This window comes from Pseudoduganella umbonata, assembly GCF_014192225.1.
GTDB lineage: Bacteria > Pseudomonadota > Gammaproteobacteria > Burkholderiales > Burkholderiaceae_D > Rugamonas > Rugamonas umbonata.
In genome coordinates this window covers 625,822-639,976 of sequence record NZ_JACHXS010000002.1, presented here as the reverse complement: position 1 = coordinate 639,976, position 14,155 = coordinate 625,822, and the positions used below count along the sequence as shown (strand labels likewise).

The 14,155-nt window shown below is 64.9% G+C and carries 14 protein-coding genes; 8 read left to right on the top strand and 6 right to left on the bottom strand.

Annotated features, from left to right (window positions below):
* Positions 1 to 338 precede the first annotated feature (338 nt).
* From FHS02_RS07870 to FHS02_RS07860, 3 genes are all read right to left on the bottom strand, one after another.
* Positions 339 to 1,625, bottom strand: a complete 1,287-nt coding sequence (locus tag FHS02_RS07870; protein WP_137314585.1) for a TRAP transporter large permease — start codon at positions 1,623 to 1,625, stop codon at positions 339 to 341.
* Positions 1,622 to 2,179, bottom strand: coding sequence for a TRAP transporter small permease (locus FHS02_RS07865; RefSeq protein WP_137314586.1), 558 nt, complete (start codon positions 2,177 to 2,179; stop codon positions 1,622 to 1,624). The genes FHS02_RS07870 and FHS02_RS07865 overlap by 4 nt, the downstream gene beginning before the upstream one ends.
* A gap of 124 nt (positions 2,180 to 2,303) precedes the next feature.
* Positions 2,304 to 3,293: a TRAP transporter substrate-binding protein gene (locus tag FHS02_RS07860; protein ID WP_137314587.1), complete on the bottom strand. Its 990-nt coding sequence runs from the start codon at positions 3,291 to 3,293 to the stop codon at positions 2,304 to 2,306.
* Between the two features lie 124 nt (positions 3,294 to 3,417).
* On the opposite strand from FHS02_RS07860, the gene FHS02_RS07855 reads away from it, so the two are divergent.
* The 5 genes from FHS02_RS07855 to FHS02_RS07835 all read left to right on the top strand — a co-directional run bounded on the left by FHS02_RS07855 (position 3,418) and on the right by FHS02_RS07835 (position 8,186).
* The gene (locus FHS02_RS07855) at positions 3,418 to 5,418 is read left to right on the top strand and encodes a sensor histidine kinase (RefSeq protein ID WP_137314588.1); all 2,001 of its coding nucleotides are present in this window, start codon (positions 3,418 to 3,420) and stop codon (positions 5,416 to 5,418) included.
* Position 5,419: 1 nt separating this feature from the next.
* Positions 5,420 to 6,007 carry a response regulator transcription factor gene (locus FHS02_RS07850; protein WP_137314589.1) on the top strand — a complete coding sequence of 196 codons (588 nt, stop codon included), beginning with the start codon at positions 5,420 to 5,422 and terminating at the stop codon, positions 6,005 to 6,007.
* Positions 6,008 to 6,025: 18 nt separating this feature from the next.
* Positions 6,026 to 6,760, top strand: coding sequence for an AAA family ATPase (locus FHS02_RS07845; RefSeq protein WP_229422225.1), 735 nt, complete (start codon positions 6,026 to 6,028; stop codon positions 6,758 to 6,760).
* A gap of 74 nt (positions 6,761 to 6,834) precedes the next feature.
* Positions 6,835 to 7,335, top strand: coding sequence for a MarR family winged helix-turn-helix transcriptional regulator (locus FHS02_RS07840; RefSeq protein WP_137314590.1), 501 nt, complete (start codon positions 6,835 to 6,837; stop codon positions 7,333 to 7,335).
* Entirely contained in the window at positions 7,332 to 8,186 is an 855-nt protein-coding gene (locus tag FHS02_RS07835; RefSeq protein WP_137314591.1) for a CPBP family intramembrane glutamic endopeptidase, read from the top strand. Before FHS02_RS07840 ends, FHS02_RS07835 begins: the two co-directional genes overlap by 4 nt.
* Before the next feature lie 129 nt (positions 8,187 to 8,315).
* Here the strand turns inward: FHS02_RS07835 and queG are convergent, their stop codons facing one another.
* Complete coding sequence (gene queG / locus FHS02_RS07830; protein ID WP_137314592.1) at positions 8,316 to 9,404, bottom strand: tRNA epoxyqueuosine(34) reductase QueG; 1,089 nt, start codon at positions 9,402 to 9,404, stop codon at positions 8,316 to 8,318.
* Between the two features lie 41 nt (positions 9,405 to 9,445).
* On the opposite strand from queG, the gene tsaE reads away from it, so the two are divergent.
* From tsaE to FHS02_RS07815, 3 genes are read left to right on the top strand one after another with little or no spacing between them, the layout of a single operon-like run.
* Positions 9,446 to 9,931: a tRNA (adenosine(37)-N6)-threonylcarbamoyltransferase complex ATPase subunit type 1 TsaE gene (gene tsaE / locus FHS02_RS07825; protein ID WP_137314593.1), complete on the top strand. Its 486-nt coding sequence runs from the start codon at positions 9,446 to 9,448 to the stop codon at positions 9,929 to 9,931.
* Positions 9,895 to 11,295, top strand: a complete 1,401-nt coding sequence (locus FHS02_RS07820) for an N-acetylmuramoyl-L-alanine amidase (protein ID WP_137314594.1) — start codon at positions 9,895 to 9,897, stop codon at positions 11,293 to 11,295. Before tsaE ends, FHS02_RS07820 begins: the two co-directional genes overlap by 37 nt.
* A 10-nt stretch (positions 11,296 to 11,305) precedes the next feature.
* Entirely contained in the window at positions 11,306 to 12,097 is a 792-nt protein-coding gene (locus FHS02_RS07815) for a D-hexose-6-phosphate mutarotase (RefSeq protein WP_137314595.1), read from the top strand.
* Between the two features lie 155 nt (positions 12,098 to 12,252).
* On the opposite strand, the gene FHS02_RS07810 is transcribed toward FHS02_RS07815, so the two are convergent.
* Both FHS02_RS07810 and FHS02_RS07805 read right to left on the bottom strand, forming a co-directional pair.
* The gene (locus tag FHS02_RS07810) at positions 12,253 to 13,278 is read right to left on the bottom strand and encodes a carbonic anhydrase (protein WP_137314596.1); all 1,026 of its coding nucleotides are present in this window, start codon (positions 13,276 to 13,278) and stop codon (positions 12,253 to 12,255) included.
* 82 nt (positions 13,279 to 13,360) lie between these two features.
* On the bottom strand, positions 13,361 to 14,005 hold the full coding sequence (locus FHS02_RS07805) for a VTT domain-containing protein (RefSeq protein WP_137314597.1): 645 nt from the start codon (positions 14,003 to 14,005) through the stop codon (positions 13,361 to 13,363).
* Positions 14,006 to 14,155 lie beyond the last annotated feature (150 nt).

The window sequence follows — 14,155 nt, the reverse complement described above, 5'->3', positions numbered from 1 at the left end:
CGCACCTTCTGGTGCGTTTTAAGTAGTGCTTGGCACGATTCCGGTTGTTTGGTCCCGCCGCGGCTGGCTTTTGGCCGCCTTCAGCAGTGATGCCAACAACATACTGTGAACCGCGTGTCTCCTCGATTTATCGCCGTCTCCGGCATGCCGTTTTTATTACCACTCCCCACTAACCTGCATGTCCTTGCTACCTTGGTGCATATCGATATTTGCTGCACCAAACAGGAGCGATCATAACTGATCCAATCCGCCTTTTCTCCTGTTTTTTTGTAGCAAGAAAATATTTGCGTTGAAATTAAATTAGCTATGGCAATGTCTGCAAAAGTTTGCTAGGCACGTCACAGCGGTCCGTAGACGAGGGTCGGCAGCCACAGTGAAATCTTCGGCACATAGGTCACCAGCATCAGGAAACCCAGCATCGTCAGCAGCCACGGCATCACGGCCACCGTCAGCTCCGAAATCCCCATCTTGGTGATTCCGGAGGCCACGTAGAGGTTCAGGCCGACAGGCGGATGGCACATTCCCACTTCCATGTTGACGACGATGAGGATGCCGAAGTGGATCGGGTTGATGCCCAGCGCGACCGCGACGGGGAACAGGATCGGCGCCATGATCAGCACGATCGACGACGGTTCCATGAAATTGCCTGCCGCCAGCAGGATCAGGTTGACCACCAGCAGGAAGGCCACCTGCCCCAGCCCCTGTGCCGTCAGCCAGGCCGCCATCTCCTGCGGGATGTTCTCGCTCGTCATCAGGAACGAGAACAGCACGGCGTTCGTGATGATATACAGCAGCATGGCCGACATCGATGCCGAGTCGAGCAGCACCTTGCCGACCTGCCGCAGCTTCAGGTCCTTGTACACGAACACGGCGATGACGAAGGCATACACGGCCGCCATGGCCGCCGCCTCGGTCGGCGTGAACAGGCCCGTATAAATGCCGCCCATCACGATCAGGATCAGCAGCAGCCCCCACGCGCTCCTGCGAAATGCCGTCAGCCGTTCGCTCCACGTGGCCTTGCGCATGCGTGGATAGCCACGCTTTTTCGCCAGTACCCACGTCGTCAGCCCCAGCAGGAAGGCCAGCATGATGCCCGGCACCACGCCGGCCATGAACAGCGCGCCGACCGACGTGTTGGTGGTGACCGAATACATCACCATCACGATCGACGGCGGAATCAGGATGCCCAGCGCGCCCGAGGTGGTGATCACACCGGCGCCGAAGCGCTTGGGAAAGCCCTGCTTCACCATCGCCGGCAGGATGATCGAGCCGATCGCCACCACGGTGGCCGGGCTGGAGCCCGACACGGCGGCGAACAGCGCGCAGGCCAGCACGCCGGCCAGCGCCAGCCCGCCGTGCCAGTGCCCGACCATCGACGTGGCGAAGTTGATCATCCGCCGCGCCACGCCGCCATGGGTCAGGAAATTGCCCGCCAGGATAAAGAACGGGATCGCCATGATCTCGAATTTCTCGATGCCGGTGAACAGCTTCAGCGCCACCGCCTCGATCGGCACCTCCGTCATCGTAAACAGGAACGTCAGCACCGTCAGGCCCAGCGAGATCGAGATGGGCATGCCGGTCAGCATCAGCACCAGCAGCAGGGAGAAGATGATCAATGCGTTCATGCTTTCGCTCCCAGTTCGTCATCGAGTCCTTCGACGTGCGCGTGGTCATGCTTGGGCAACTCGCCGGTGCGCACGAAATGCACCATCACCTGCAGGAAGCGGAAGCACATCAGCCAGGAACCGGCCGGCACGGCCAGGTAGACGAGCCACATCGGCACCTCGAGATCGGGCGAGGTCTGGTCGGTGTGGCCGATGTCCCACACGAACGACGCGCCCAGCGCGCCCACCACGCCCGTGAAGAGCGCACCGGCCAGCAGGCCGAACACGATGAACTTGTTGCGCCACGGGGTGGACAGGCGGTTGATGACGACGTCGACGCCGACGTGGATGCCGGTGCGCACGCCGTACGCGGCGCCGAACTTGGCCATCCACACGAACATGTAGATGCACAGTTCCTGCGCCCAACTGGTATTGATCTGGATAAGTTCGTCCTGCAGCCAGGGAATCGGCATGCCGGACAGGTAGCGGTGCACCACCGCCACGAAGATGATGAAGGTGGCGGCGCCCATCAGGCACGCGATGAGCCACTCTTCCAGGTGGTCCAGGAATTTCATGGTGACTTTCGGATCTCCGGCAGCGGGGCGGCCGGCACAGCGGAAAACAAGGGGCGGCGGCGCTACCCCGGCTCAAGGGGTGGCAGGACGCCACCCCGGCTTTCTCGACTGCTGCGGGCGCGGATTACTTCGCGCCTTCCTTCGCGATCGCGTTGACGAGGTCGGCGCCGATGCGGCCTTCCATCTGCTTGTGCACCGGCAGCAGCGCTTTCTTCCAAGCTTCCTGCTGCTGCTGGTTGAGGGTGATGAACTGGGTGCGGCCGGATTTCTTCATCGCATCCAGCGCCATGTCGTTGTCGCGCTGGGCGATCGCCTTTTCATACGTGGTGGCTTCGCGCATCGCCCCTTCGAGCGCGGTGCGGATATCGGCCGGCAAGCCATCCCAGAACTTCTTGTTGACGATGACCGCGTAGCCCAGGTAGCCGTGGTTCGACAGCGTGGCGTATTTCTGCACCTCGTGCATCTTCTGCGTGTACATGTTCGACGGCGGATTCTCGGTACCATCCACCACACCCGTCTGCAACGCCTGGTAGACCTCGGAGAAGGCCAGCACCTGCGGGTTGGCACCCAGCGCGCGCATCTGCGCATCGAGCACTTTCGAGGACTGGATGCGCAACTTCAGGCCGCGGAAATCGCTCGGCAGGGCCAGCGGCTTGTTGGCCGACATGATCTTGAAGCCGTTATCCCAGTAGGCCAGGCCGGTAATCCCCTTGCTCTCGAGCTTTTTCAGCAGGCTCTTGCCGATCGGCCCTTCCGTCACGTTGTACAGCGCCTGCTTGGTAGGGAACGCATACGGCAGGTCGAACAGCTCGAATTCCTTCACGCCCAGCGGCCCGAACTTGGCCAGCGACGGCGCCAGCATCTGCACGGCGCCCAGTTGCAGCGCTTCGAGTTCTTCCTTGTCCTTGTACAGCTGGCTGTTCGGATACACCTCCACCTTCACGCGGCCGTTGGTGGCGCGCTCGGCCAGCTGCTTGAAGCGGGCGGCGGCCTGGCCTTTCGGCGTATCGGTCGCCACGACATGGCTGAACTTGATGACGATCGGCGATTGCGCGAATGCGCTGGTGAAGCAGGCGGTCGCGGCCAGCGCAACCAGGATGGTCTTGAGCTTCATGCGTGTCCCCAATATAGAAGTTACATTTATTATTCCTGCAATTACATTCTGCATACTCATCCGGCAAGGGGATACTGTGGAAAACCACAATACCCGACAGGCCCAGAATGGTTACCCTCCGTCGATGACCTCCCTACGTTCCATGGCGGCGCGCCTGCCGTTCCCCAGTTCCGCCCGCTGGCTGATGCCCGTCGTGCTGGTCCTGCTGTTTCTCGCCATCCTGATCTGGCTGCCGTGGCAGGCGCGCCAGATGGAAAGCAACGAGCGCCTGGAGCAGCTGATCGCCGACACGCTGTGGGTCGAGCAGACCATCCGCTTCCAGCTCGGCCGCCATGAAGAAGACCTGAAAGGCGTGGCCAACGAAATCCTGGCCGGCGCCTCGACCAAGCGGCTGCACGAGCGCATGGCCAGCGAGCTGAAGACGGGGCTGGAACTGAAACGCGTCATGTGGATCACGCCGGAGGGCGACGTGGCCGCATCGAGCGATGAAGCGCCGCCACCTGTCGCCGTGCTGTCGGCGCCGTCGCGCGAAGCCGCCGAACGCGCACGGCTCAGCCGCAACGGCGTCTACAGCGAGCCGGCCCCGCAGCCGGCCTACCCGGCCGGCACGCCGGGCGCCATGATGATGGATTACCACTACCCGCTGTACCGCGGCGCCACCTACCTGGGCACGCTGGTGGCAACCTACCAGCTGTCCGCCATCCTGGAAGAAATGGTGCCATGGTGGTTCGCGCAGGATAACCAGGTCACGCTGCTGGACCGCGACGATCAGATCCTTGCCCGCCGGGCCGCCGCCGGGCCGGGGCACGGCGTCTACACGCACAAGCGCGCGCTCGACCTGCCCGGCGCCACCGTCACGCTGATGACGGACAGCGTGAAAACCGCGCCGAAGCTGCTGCCGAACCTGCTGGTGGGCTCGGTCATCGTGCTGTCGCTGGCGCTGCTGTGGAGCCTGCTGGCGTTGTGGGGCCATATTTCCCGGCGCCTGGCCGCCGAGGAGGCGCTGCGCCAGCAGATGGCGTTTCGTACCGCCATGGAAAATTCGCTCGTCACGGGCCTGCGCGCGCGCGACCTGGAAGGCACCATCACCTATGTCAACCCGGCGTTCTGCCAGATGGTCGGCTATACGGAAGAGGAGCTGGTGGGCCGCTCGCCGCCGATGCCGTACTGGGCCCCCGAAGTGATGGCCGAGTACCAGCACCGCCTGGCCAATGTGCTGGCCGGCAGCGTCACGCCCGAGTTCGAAACGATCTTCCAGCGCCCGGACGGCACCCGCATTCCCGTGCTGATTTTCGAGGCACCGCTGGTGGACAACGACGGCCGCCACACCGGCTGGATGGGATCGATCCTCGACATCAGCGACCGGAAACGCATCGAGGAACTCAACCGCGAACACCAGGAAAAACTGCAGGCGTCCAGCCGGCTGGCCACGATGGGCGAGATCGCCTCGATGCTGGCGCACGAACTGAACCAGCCGCTGGCGGCGATTTCCAGCTACACCACCGGCGCCTTGAACCTGCTGGCGCGGCCGGACGTGGACCCGGCCACGCTGAAGCCGGCGCTGGAACAGGCCGGCACCCAGGCGCGCCGTGCCGGGCAGATCATCCGCAGCGTGCATGAGTTCGTGCGCAAGCGGAAAACCGAACGGCTCGACGTGACGATCGCGGCGATGATCGACGGCATCCGCGCGCTGATCGAACTGCAGGCGCGGCCCCACCGGGTGTCGCTCCAGGTGGACCTGCCGGCCGACTTGCCGCAGGTGCGGGCCGACCGCATCCTGATCGAACAGGTTCTGCTGAACCTGGCGCGCAACGGCATCGAGGCAATGGCCGCCGTGCCGCTGCAGCGGCGCGTGCTGCGCATCGAGGGGCAACACGATGCCGCGACCGGGCAGGTGGTCGTGAACGTGATCGACAATGGCCACGGTATTCCGCAGGAGGTGGCCGAACGCCTGTTCTCGCCGTTCTTCTCCACCAAGGCGCAGGGCATGGGCATGGGCCTGAACATTTGCCGCACGGCGATCGAATTCCACGGCGGCACGCTGACGCACCGGGACAACCCGCAAGGCGGTACCATATTCACCTTCACGCTGCCGGCGTCGAAAGTACTTGAGGAGACTATATAAGATGTTACATATCGTCGATGATGAAGAGGTGGTGCGCGACTCGCTGTCGTGGCTGGCCTCGTCGCGCGCCATTCCCGCCACCACGTACGACTGCGGCGCCAAGTTCCTGGCCTACGTGGAAGCGGGCCAGTTCGATCCGGCCGGCGACTGCGTGCTGCTGGACGTGCGGATGCCGGACATGAACGGCGTGGCCGTGTTCGACCAGTTGCACGCGCATGGCCTGGCACAGCGCCTGCCCGTGATCTTCCTGACCGGCCATGGCGACGTGCCGATGGCGGTGGACACCCTGAAACGCGGTGCGTTCGACTTCTTTGAAAAGCCGTTCAACGACAACGACCTGATGGACCGCGTGCAGGAAGGCCTGGCGCGCTCGCAGCAGGCCAGCGCCCACGCCGCCGTGCACGCCAGGCTGGCCACGCTGTCCTCGCGCGAACGCGAAGTGCTGGACCTGATCCTGGCCGGCAAGATGAACAAGGTTGTCGCGGACGAGCTGGGCATCAGCATGCGCACCGTCGAGGTCCACCGCGCCCACATCTTCGACAAGATGCAGGTCAAGACGGCGGTCGAGCTGGCTGGCCTGCTGAAGTAGCCATGGCGCTGTCGTAGCATGGCCCTGTCCCCCACGTTCGCGATCAGCATGACGCTGCTGCGCGATACCGTGCCGGACTTCGACCGCTATCCGTTCTCCCTGCCGGCGGTGCGGCACCTCGACAAGCTGACTTTTCATCCGTCCCTCACGTTCATCGTCGGCGAGAACGGCAGCGGCAAGTCCACACTGCTGGAAGCGCTTGCCGTCGCGCTGGGCTACAACGCGGAGGGCGGCGGTCGCAATTTCAATTTCGGCACGCGCCCTTCCCACTCGGCATTGCACGAGCACGTGCGCATCGCCAAAGGCTACCGGCGGCCGCGCGACGGATATTTCCTGCGCGCGGAAAGCTTTTTCAATGTCGCCTCCGAGGTGGAACGCCTCGGCATTCCACTCCCTTCCTACGGCGGCCGTCCGCTGCACGAGCAATCGCACGGCGAATCGTTCATGGCACTGCTGACGCACCGCTTCGGCGGCCAGGGCCTGTATGTGCTCGACGAGCCGGAAGCGGCGCTTTCGCCGCAGCGCCAGCTGGCCGCCCTGCAGCAGATCCACCGCCTCGTGAAGGCCGGCTCGCAGTTCATCATCGCCACCCATTCGCCGATCCTGATGGCTTACCCGGACGCGCGCATCTATTCCTGCCTTCCCGATGGCTTGCGGCGCACGGATTACGAAGACACCGAACATTACCAGGTGACGCTCGACTTCCTGCGCAATCCGCGGCGGGTGCTCGATACGCTGCTCGACGACGAATGATCCGTCTTTCGCCCGGCAGGATATTTTTTTGGATTAAATACATAAGCGCTTATGTATTAGGTTATGATTGTCCCATGAAACAAGGACTCGGAACCCAGTTGCGCCACCTGATCGAATTGCTCGACGGCGCCGTGGCCGCTTCGTACGCGGAAGCGGGCATCGACTACCGGCCGCGCTATACGCCGGTGATGCGCGCGCTGGCCGAAGGCACGCCGCGCACCGTCGGCCAGATCGCGGCGGCGGCCGGCATCACGCAGCCGGCAGCCACGCAGACGGTGGCGCTGATGCTGAAGGAAGACCTGGTAGCCACGACGGCCGCGCCGGCCGATGCGCGCCAGAAGCTGGTACATCTGTCGGAGCGGGGCCGTGCACTGCTGCCCCGCCTGCAGCAGTGCTGGGCCGCCACGAGTGCCGCCGCGGCCAGCCTCGATGCCGACCTGCCGTATCCGTTGTCCACCACGCTGGCGCAGGCGATCGCCGCGCTGGAACAGCAATCATTCGGCGCGCGCATCCGTGCCGCGCGCCACCGGCTTTCGCAGACCGGGTCCCTGCACGGCGACAAGGAGATATCATGAGTACCGCATCGTTTTCGGCCCCGCCGCGTCCCTCGCTGGGCAAGCGCCTGCTGGCCAATGGCTTCGTGCGCACGCTGCTGGGCATCCTGGCCGTGCTGGTGCCGATGAGCGTGGTACTGGCCCTGTCCGAGATCGTGCCGAAGCCGTGGCGCACCGGCTGGCCATTCCTGCTGGCGGCCGCCGCCATCGTCGCCGGCTACCGGCTGTACGTGCGCAGGATCGAACGGCGCGATGTACCGGAATTCGCCTTGCGCGGTGCCGGGCGAGAACTGGGCACCGGCCTGGGCCTGGGTGCCGCGCTGATGGTCTCCTGCAGCGTGCTGCTGCTGGCCGGCGGCGTGTACACGTACACCGGCACCGCGCACTGGACCGCGCTGCTGGTGCCGCTGCCGGAACAGGTATTCGTCGCCTTCATGGAAGAAATCCTGTTCCGCGCCGTGCTGTACCGGCTGCTGGAGAAAGCGTGGGGCACCTCGATCGCGCTGGTGCTGTCGAGCGTGATCTTTGCCGCCGCCCACCTGCCAAGCGAGCACATCAGCGTGCTGGGCGTGCTGGCCACGATCGCCGCCTCGGCCGCGCTGTCGGCCGGCTACATCGCCACGCGCCGGCTGTGGGTGCCGATCGGCATGCACTTCGCGTGGAACTACCTGTTCGATGCCGTGTTCTCGATTCCCGTCTCGGGCCACGCGGCGCGCGGCTGGATCCAGGTCGTCGCCAGCGGGCCTGAATGGCTCAGCGGCGGCGGCTACGGCGTTGAGGGCTCGATCGTCGCCGTGCTGGCCTGGGGCGCCACCGCGACCGTGCTGCTGCTCGCCGCCCGGCGCAAGGGACAGTGGCTGCCCAAGCCCTGACCGTTACCGCCGAGCTCGTGTCCACCCTGGGGTCAACCCCATTTTCCGGACACGAGCTCGACCTTGATTCGTGTGGAACTGCTCAGCCCGTGTCCGAGTTCCAGGGCTGACCCCACGGTGGACACGGCTTCAGCCGTGTTGTGCCAGTGCCCAGCCGACGTGTTCGCGCACCAGGTCCGACGGATGGTCGAGGCGCGAGCGCAGCGCGGCGACGATGGCGGCATCGCCCCGGGCACCGAGCGTGGCGGCATTGCCGAGCCCGACGGCCAGGTTGCGCAGCCACCGTTCATGGCCGATGCGCCGGATCGGGCTGCCTTCCATGTTGCGGTTGAACTCTTCTTCGGTCCAGCCGAACAGGGCGACCATCGAGGCGCTGCCCAGGCCGTGCCGTTCGTCGAAGTCGGGCAGCGTGGCACGCTGGGCGAACTTGTTCCAGGGGCAGGCGGTCTGGCAGTCGTCGCAGCCGTACACGCGGTTTCCCAGCAGCGGCCGCATCTCTTCCGGGATGCTGCCCTTCAGCTCGATCGTCAGGTAGGAAATGCAGCGGCGCGCGTCGAGGCGGCCGGGTCCCAGGATGGCATTGGTCGGGCACGCCGTGATGCAGGCGCTGCACTGGCCGCAGTGCGCGTCGGCGGGCGCGTCGACCGGCAGCGGCAGGTCGACCAGGATCTCGCCCATGAAGAACATCGAGCCGGCATCGCGGTTGAGCAGCAGCGTGTGCTTGCCGCGCCAGCCCAGGCCAGATTTTTCCGCCAGCGGCAATTCCATCACGGGTGCCGAATCGGTGAACACCCGATAGCCGAACTCGCCGATCTCGTTGCGCACACGGTCGGCCAGTTGCTGCAGGCGCGCGCGCAGCACCTTGTGGTAATCCCGGCCGCGTGCATACACGGAAATGACGGCGGCCTGCGGATCGTCGAGACGGGCGCGTTCGCGCGCACGCCAGTCCGCATCCTGGCTGGGCGGCAGGTAATCCATCCGCGCCGTGATCACGCGCACAGTGCCCGGTACCAGCTCGGCGGGGCGGGCGCGCTTCATGCCATGCGCCGCCATGTAGTCCATCTCGCCGTGCATGCCCGCATCGAGCCAGGCCTGCAGGCCCGGCTCCGCCGCCGCCAGGTCGATGTCGGCGATACGCACTTCGGCGAAGCCGAGTTCGCGCCCCCACCGCTTGATGGCGGCGGCCAGCGTGGACAACACTTCGGGAGAAAGAGACATCGGGGCGGTACAATGGCGGCAGCAATCCACCATTTTATGCGATCACCCACATGAAAGCCCACCTGCGCGATGAAAGCCACACGAACGCCCTCGGCGTTTCGCTGGCGCGCGCCCTGCTGCCCGGCCTGTCGATCCACCTGCACGGCGACCTCGGCGCCGGCAAGACGGCGCTCACGCGCGCGCTGCTGCACGCGGCCGGCCATGCGGGCACCGTGAAAAGCCCCACGTATACGCTGTCCGAACCGTATCGCGTGACCCTCGACGGCCAGCCGGTCGACGTGATCCATTACGACCTGTACCGCATGGGCAGTCCGGAAGAATTCCTCGACACGGGCTTTCGCGAAGACTTCGACGGCCACAATATCTGCATCGTCGAGTGGCCGGAAAAAGCCGAAGGCGTGCTGCCGCCGCCCGACCTGCGCGTGACGCTCAGCGTGGCGGGCGACGGTCGTGATGTAGAATTGCAGGCGTTCTCTGCATTAGGTTTGTCATGCCTGCAACGCCTCCACTTCCCGCAGATCCTCTGATCGCCCCTTCGCGCGGGCGCACCCGCCGCACCCTGCTGAAGGCCGGCGGCGCGCTGCTGCTGTCGGTACTGGCGCCGTTGCCCGCGCGCGCCGCACAAATCCTCGCCGTGCGTGTCTGGCCGGCGGACGACTATACCCGCGTCACGCTGGAAAACGATGCCGACCTGAAGACGTCGCACTTCATCGTCAAGGACCCCGAGCGCCTGGTGGTCGACATCGAAGGCCTCGACCTCAATCCCGAGCTGAAGTCGCTGGTGGCGAAGATCCAGTCGAACGACCCGTACATCCGGCAGGTACGCGTGGGCCAGAACCGCCCGGGCGTGGTGCGCCTGGTGTTCGACCTGAAAGAGCAGATCCGCCCGCAGGTCTTCACGCTGGCGCCGGTGGGCGAATACAAGCACCGCCTGATCTTCGACCTGTATCCGGTACAGGAAATGGACCCGCTCGCGGCGATGATCGAGAAAGGCGAATGGTCCAGCGATGGCGTGCCGGTGGGCCAGCCGCAGGTCGCCGAGCAGCATCCCGCGCCGGGCCTGCCGCTGCCGGACAACCGCATTCCCGCGCCGGGCGTGCCATCCCAGGCGGTGCCGCGGCCGGATATCGCCAAGGTGGAGCCGCGCAAGCCGGAGCCGCCGAAACCGAACGACAAGCTGGTGCGCATGCTGACGATTGCGCTCGACCCCGGCCACGGCGGCGAGGATCCCGGCGCGATCGGCGGGCGCGGCAGCCGCGAGAAGGACATCGTGCTGGCCATCGCCAAGCGCCTGAAAGCCAAGCTGGAACAGCACCCGAACATGCGCGTGATGCTGACCCGCGACGGCGATTATTTCGTACCGCTCAACAAGCGCGTGGAAAAAGCCCGCAAGGTCGATGCCGACCTGTTCATCTCGATCCACGCCGATGCGTTCATCAAGCCCACCGCGCGCGGCTCGTCGGTCTTCGTGCTGTCGGAAAAAGGCGCCAGCTCGTCGGCGGCGCGCTGGCTGGCGAACAAGGAAAACCAGGCCGACCTGATCGGCGGCGCCCAGTCGGGCGGCGCCGATCCGCAGCTGGCCAGTGTGCTGTTCGACCTGTCGACGACGGCGCAGATCAACGACAGCATGAAGGTCGGCAAGGCCGTGCTGCAGCAGATCGGCGGCATCAACACGCTGCACAAGAACGCTGTCGAACAGGCCGGCTTCGCCGTGCTGAAGGCGCCGGACATCCCATCGATCCTGATCGAGACGGCGTTCATCTCGAACCCCGAGGAAGAAGCGCGCCTGCTCGACAACAACTACCAGGACCAGATCGCGGATGCCATCGTGAAAGGCATCCGCGCGTACTTCGCCAAGAACCCGCCGCTCGCCAAGAACCGGCTGACCTGAGGACCTTCCCATGCAGGAAACGACATTCGGCCAGCTCCCGGCCGTGAGCATCACCGCGCCCGACGGCGCGCAAGCCACCATCGCGCTGTACGGGGCGCACCTGGTGTCGTGGAAAACGGCCGATGGCCGCGAGCGCCTGTTCATGAGCGAGGCATCGCCGCGCGACGGCAGCGCCGCGATCCGCGGCGGCGTGCCGGTGATCTTCCCGCAGTTCTCCACGCGCGGCCCGGGCCAGCGCCACGGCATTGCACGGCTGTCGCACTGGCGCCTGGGCGATCATGGCAATGACGCCACCACGTCATGGGCCGAATTCCTGCTGACGCACGACGACGTGCCGGCCGAACTGGCGCAGGGCTGGCCGCACGCCTTCGCGCTTGCGCTGCGCTTCACGCTGCAGCCCAATGGCCTCGAGATGCGCTATCACGTGCGCAACACCGGCAGCGAATCGTTCGACTTCGCCTGCGCGCTGCACACCTATTATGCGGTCGACGAGTTCACGCGCACGGTGCTGAGCGGCCTGCCGGAGACGTCGCCACTGCACTTCGGTCCGCCGCTGGACAATGTCTACCCTGCCCCGGCCGGACTGACCCTGCAGCCGGGCACCGGCACCGTGCAACTGGCACAGCAGGGGTTCACCGAATTCGTCGTGTGGAATCCGGGCGCCGAAGCGGCCGCGAAGCTGGCCGACATGCAGGACGACGAATGGCAGCGCTTCGTCTGCATCGAGCCGGCACGCGTCGACCAGAAGCCGCTGGCCACCGGAGACGAGTGGACCGGTGTGCATACGATCACGATCGCCTGAGAAATGTTGCTCGAAAAATGGGGACGTACCCCATTTTCTCGGCAATGTTTCCCGAAAAATGGGGTACGTCCCCATTTTTCAGGAAACATTTCGGTAAAAAAACGGGCGCATCGCTGCGCCCGAAACTCCCTTGCCAAACAAGCTGGTTTCCCGCCTTACTGCGATTCCTTGATCATCCGCCCCGCCGCCGCCTGCACGGGCCGCGCGTTGAGCGGGTACAGCCGCGAGAACAGCGCCATCTGCTCGGGTGAAGCCTGTACCGGTTCCTTCATCACCAGCCACAGCACGCCTTCGGTGCAGGGCGGCTCGGTCAGCGAACCCATGTACGTGTAGTAGTCGCGCCGCTCGGGCAGCAGGTCGTTCGGGTTGAACACGATCGATGGCGTAAAGGTGTCCTTCTTTTCCAGCGGCAGGTTGTTCCACACGGTCTGGATCGCCGGCTGCGCGCGGCCCCGCTGCAGCATCAGCGCCAGCACGGCAGTGCGGCCTTCGATATCCTTGTGCACCAGGTGGATGCCCATCTCGTAGGTCTTGCCGTTGACGCGCTCTTCGGCCGGGCGGTGGAAATGCAGCTGCTGCAGCTCGTAGGTGCGCCCGGCAACGGAGAGGAAATTGCCGGTGCCCAGGGCCACCTGCACGGTATGCCCGTTGTCGGTCACGGAGAAACCGGAGGGACGGTAATCGAATGCGATCTGTTCCAGGTCGACCTTGATGCCGTCGCGGATATCGATCGGCGACTGGCGGTTGCCGCCGTTGCACTTGTTCCAGGCGGCGTTGATCTTGCTCCAGTTGGCCGGGCCGAATTCGCCTTCGTACGTCCAGAACGTGCCATTCGCGGGCGGCGGCGGCAACGAAGCCACGTAGGTGGCCTTTGCCGCGTGTGCCTGCGCCGCCTTGCGCGCCCTGGCGGCGGCGGCCGCGCGGGCAGCCTGGTTGGCCTTCATCTGTGCCAGCCGCTCGGCGATCCTGGCCGACAGCTCGGCCTCGGCCTGCTCTTCCTGCTCGCGTGCCGACAGCTTCCTGGCCGGCTTGCCGGGCTTGGCCTTCGGATCGCCGATGCCCATGGCATCGTCGCGCGCAGGCGACGACGGCTGCACGCCGGCAATCCTGGACGGGGAATCGTTGGCGCTTGCCGAGCCGAGGGCCAGGCAGCACGCGGTGAGGGCAATCAGCTTGCGCATGTCAATCCGGGGCAGAAAACAGACTTGTCCCGGTTAACGGATGCCGTACGGAAAAACTTGAGGTTTTTTTGCTTGAAAGAAATCAGCGGCGGAGCATGCGGCGGCTCATCTTCCACAGGCCGCCCAGCGCCACCGGTACCACGGCCAGGCCCACGCCGATCAGCACGATCGTCGTCAGGTTGTCGCGCACCAGCGGAATGTTGCCGAAGAAGTAGCCCGCCACGCACAGCGACACCACCCACAGCACGGCGCCGGTAATGTTATAGAGCTGGAAGCGGGCAAACGTCATGTCCGATACCCCGGCCACGAACGGTGCGAACGTGCGCACCACGGGCACGAAGCGCGCCAGGATGATGGTCTTGCCGCCATGCCGTTCGAAGAAGTTGTGGGTGCGCTGCAGCGCGTCGCGGTTGATCCAGCGGTAGTTGTGCGTGAAGACACGGCTGCCGATCGTTTCGCCGATCCAGTAATTGGTGGTGTTGCCGATCACGGCGGCGCAAACCAGCAGGAATATCAGCAGCCCCAGGTGCATGTGCCCGGTGGCGCAGAAAGCGCCGGCGATGAACAGCAGCGTGTCGCCGGGGAAGAAGAACAGGACCACGAGGCCCGTCTCGCAAAAGATGATGGCAAACAGGATCGCATAGACCAGCGTACCGTACTGCGCAATCAGCGTGTCCAGCGCCTTGTCGACGTGAACCAGCATTTCCATCAGTTGAACGAATTCCATAGTAGTCCTGTAAGGTTGCGGCGGGAATCATACACCAGCGCAGGGGCCGGCGAATTAGTACTGCTGCAACAAATTTTTCAATGAATAAGTTTTAAAGACTACAATTTTATTGCTCGGCCGAGCAAGCAATCCATGAGACCCCGGAGACCC